The 4,172-nt window shown below is 25.3% G+C and carries 5 protein-coding genes; all 5 read left to right on the plus strand.

Going from position 1 to position 4,172, the window contains the following annotated elements; translation table 11 throughout:
- Positions 1 to 277: 277 nt before the first annotated feature.
- Positions 278 to 838: a hypothetical protein gene (locus tag KAR67_RS09220; RefSeq protein WP_002802083.1), complete on the plus strand. Its 561-nt coding sequence runs from the start codon at positions 278 to 280 to the stop codon at positions 836 to 838.
- A gap of 2 nt (positions 839 to 840) precedes the next feature.
- Positions 841 to 1,107, plus strand: coding sequence for a hypothetical protein (locus tag KAR67_RS09225; protein WP_002779707.1), 267 nt, complete (start codon positions 841 to 843; stop codon positions 1,105 to 1,107).
- 377 nt (positions 1,108 to 1,484) lie between these two features.
- Positions 1,485 to 2,027 carry an NYN domain-containing protein gene (locus KAR67_RS09230; protein WP_038853341.1) on the plus strand — a complete coding sequence of 181 codons (543 nt, stop codon included), beginning with the start codon at positions 1,485 to 1,487 and terminating at the stop codon, positions 2,025 to 2,027.
- Positions 2,028 to 2,174: 147 nt separating this feature from the next.
- A complete protein-coding gene (locus KAR67_RS09235) occupies positions 2,175 to 2,828 on the plus strand; it encodes a hypothetical protein (protein WP_060787645.1) in 654 nt (217 codons plus the stop codon).
- Between the two features lie 88 nt (positions 2,829 to 2,916).
- Positions 2,917 to 4,146, plus strand: a complete 1,230-nt coding sequence (locus KAR67_RS09240) for a DUF5710 domain-containing protein (RefSeq protein WP_170876519.1) — start codon at positions 2,917 to 2,919, stop codon at positions 4,144 to 4,146.
- Positions 4,147 to 4,172: the final 26 nt, after the last annotated feature.

Consider the following 4,172-nt stretch of genomic DNA (forward strand, 5'->3'; position numbering starts at 1 on the left):
ATTATTTTTTATTTTAATATGATGAATTATCTTGTTATATCTTTTTGAGATATTGTTTTTGTAGGATTTTCAAAGGTATTAAGTTTATTATGAAAATCAATGAAATTTAATTGTTTTTTGACTTCATGCTACCTACACATTTAGAAGATTATTTAGAATATAAAACAAAACTATCACTAAAAAATCAAAGAAACAAAAATAAATATTATTTATTTTTATTATTTATTAATAAATAATAATATATAATATTATACAAAAATATAAAAAAGGTTTTTTAATGATAATATCTGTTATAAATAAAAAAGGTGGTGTTGGAAAGACTCCTTTTGCTTTTTCAATTGCTAAAGATTTAGAATATTTTTTACAAAGCAATGATAATTCTATTATAGAAAAAATTTATCCTGAAAAAGCAAAAATTTTACCAACTCCAAAAAAAATAGATAATTGCGTTTATGATTTTGGTGGATTTGTAGAAAAAGGAGTATTGGATATTATTAAAGAAAGCAATAAGATTATTGTTCCTTGCACGAGTAATTATAATTCTTTACTTAGAACATTAGAAACTTTAAACGAAATAGGTAATGATGGTAAAGTTTGTATTTTAGTTACAGACTATAGAGATGAGAAAGAAAAAAAGCAAATTTGTGAAACTCTTGAAAGCAATTTTACAGATTTAAATCTTTTTTTCTTTAAATTTTCAAAGATAATTGAAAATTCTATGAGTAGTGGAGCTTCTTTTACTGAACTTTATAATGAAAACAATCTTTCAAGATTAAGTTATACAAACTTTTTCAATGAATATCAAAGACTTTTAGATTTTATTAGAAAGGATAAATAATAATGGAAAAAAAACCATTTACAATAGCAGAAGCTTTAAACTCTGAAACAAGCTCTCAAAAAACATATAGTAAAGCTGATAAAAAATCAGCTGGAAGAAAAACCGTAGATCAAAAACTAAGAAGAGATAATTTAGTAGTTTGCAGACTTAATGAACAAGAAATGGAAATTTTGAAAAAATTAATGGTTTTAGATTTAGCAAGTGAATATGGCACTTATATAAGAAAATTGATTTTAAAAGAGGCAAGAACTTTAAATATTAATAATTAAAAATGTTACAATATCCTTGCAAAAAACGAAAAGACAAATTGAAGATGAAAAAGATTATGACGGTCGAAGTTTATTTGACTTAATCGAATTAGAATTTTCACAAGGAGAAGAAAATGAGTTGCTTATCTCTAAGTAAGTTCTTATTAATGTTTTTATGTTAGAATTACAGCATCATTAGCACATAGAGGGGTCTTTTTACATAATATTTTTAAAATGACGACTCATTTTGCCTTCAAGATTTAGCAAATAGGACTACATATTATGGATTTGTCCAATAAAGATACAGAATTTTCTATAATTCAACCAAAAAAGACTGCTGTTCTTGTAGATCTTTCTTTTTTATTGAAGGATACAATACACGCAAAAGCATTAAAACAATGGAAGCCGCAGAATTAGCCAAAAGATTAAAAGACTATGTGTGGGAAACTCTTAGAAGAAGTGAAGACTATTTATATAAAGTTTATATTTATGATTGCGAACCGTTAGATAAAAATGTTCCTATGCCTCCTATAGAAAAAACTGATAAATCTAAAAATTTAAGCAAAACTACAACTTATAAATTTAGAAGTGAATTATTAAAACATCTAAGAAAGCAACCGTATTTTGCTGTAAGATTAGGTGAAATTGATGTTAGCGAACTAAGCAATGAAGATTTTGTTATAGATATTAAACAAAAAGGTGTAGATATGAAAATAGGACTTGATATTGCAACTTTAGCAAATAAACACCAAGTGGAAAAAATCATTTTAATTACTTCGGATAGCGATTTTGTTCCTACTGTAAAACACGCTAGAAAAGAAGGGCTTATTGTGCAATTAGATACTATGAGATTTCCAGAAACTCGAATCAAAAAAGGTTTATTAGAACATATTGATATTCTCTCATCCGTTTTTATTAATAAAAATAAAAATGGTAATTAATTATTGTTTTTTATTTTGCTAAATAGATAACTAAAAAATGAATATTGTTAAAAGAAAAAATGAATGAATTTTTCAAAAAAACTAAATAAAGTTTTACCAGATAAAGAAATTAGCAACGAAAAAACATATTCTCGATCAAGGTAAAGAATGAATAATCTAACAAATTTTAATGATCTGTTTTCTCAAATGAGATTATCTTCCTATAATGATGATATTGTAAAGCATTATGATAACCTTAAATTTGTAGGAAAAATCACTCCAAAAATTGCTACATTAGAAATTATTCTTAGAAATAAACTAGATAATAAATTATCAGAGAAAGATAGTAATTGGATAAAAAATTCTAATGATGAAAATATTAAAAAAGCTAAAGATGAAATTGAAAATAGAGAAAAAAATAGAAATTTATCTCATCATCAATATCTTTCTCGTATGAGCTTAGGAGCTATTATTCATCTTATCAAAGAAAATAAATTACAAAACTCTATAATGGATTTAAAAAATATCAATTTTAGAAACTACAATCAACACAATAGAAATTTCTTTTTTGAAAATGGTATAAAATTACGCTTTAGAAATACGCATAAGGTTGATATTGTTCTTAGCTTATTACAAAATCTAAGAAATAGAAGTTATCATTGGGAAAATATTTTAAAAACTACAGAAAAAAATGGCAAACATTATCCAAGATTAACGACAAAAATAGAAAACACTCATATAGGATTAAATCCACAAAAAATAGATTTATTCTTAAGTGATTTAATTAAAACATTTAACGAAGAAATTTTGGAATATTGTTAATATAAAAAAAGTGGGCTACTAGGAAGCCCTTTGAATTTAATTGCAATTATAGCAATAATAATATTAAAGGAAACTAAAAGGATATACGATGCCACAAAAAAGAATTTATCTTTATGTTCCATTTAAAGACAAAGAAAAAGTAAAATCATTAGGGGCAATGTGGGATGATAAAGAAAAAAAATGGTTTGCTCCAAAAAGCTTAGATAAAAATATTTTCTCACAATGGTTTTATCCGTACCAAAATAAAGAATTTTCATTTGATGAAAATGAAGTTTTAACTACTTTTAAATCTGCTTTAGAAAATCAAGGTTTAATTATTGATGGTTCACCTATCATGGATGGCAAAATCCACAGAGTAAAAACAACAACAGATAAAGGCAGAGAAATGAGTGGAGCTTATAGTGGATTTTTAGATAAATACCCTGCTGGTTTTATTCAAAATTTTAAAACAGGTATTAAAGAAAATTGGAAAATGCCTTTAGAAAATGCAAAACAAAACATTGTAAGTTATCAAACTCCTAGTCAAAAAAGATTACATAATTCTACAAGCAATAATACGAAACAAGACATTTTAGAGCTTCAGCAAAAAACAGCATTAAAAATTGAAGAAGAATATAATCAAGCTAATTGGGCTCATTCAAATCATCCTTATTTAAAGAAAAAAGGTTTTAGTGAAAACTTTTATCTTAAGCAGGATAACAAAGGTTCTTTACTTATTCCCTTAAAAGATGAAAATGGCAAATTATGGTCTGTGCAAAGAATATTCCCAAATGGTGATAAAATTATTGGTGTAATTAAAACTAAAGAAGAAAAAGAGCAAGGCATTGAATATTCTGCAAAAAAATCTGGATGTTTTCACCTAATAGGTGCAAAAAACCTAGAATATTGCAAAGAATTTATCATAGCAGAAGGCTTTGCTACTGCTGCAACTATATACAAAGCACTCAATAAGCCTGTAATAATGGGTATAGATGCTGGAAACTTATCAAAAATCGTTGAAACCCTAAAAAACAAATTTCAAAACACTCCTATTACCTTAATAGCCGATAATGATAAAAAAAGAGAATTAAAAGGTCTTTCTAATGTCGGGGTGGAAACTGCAAAAGAAATTCAACAAAAATTTTCAGATATTAAAGTTATTATTCCAAAAATCAGCAATCAAGAAGCAGAACAAGGAATAAGTGATTTCAATGACATTTTTTTAAATAAAGGGCTTGATGAAGTCAAAAAACAATTAAATTTCATTGATTTTCATAATAAACTTAATACCTTTGAAAATCCTACAAAAACAATATCTCAAAAAGATATAACAAGATAATTCATCATATTAAAATAAAAAATAAT

Source organism: Campylobacter sp. JH32 (genome assembly GCF_017846535.1).
Taxonomy (GTDB): domain Bacteria; phylum Campylobacterota; class Campylobacteria; order Campylobacterales; family Campylobacteraceae; genus Campylobacter_D; species Campylobacter_D coli.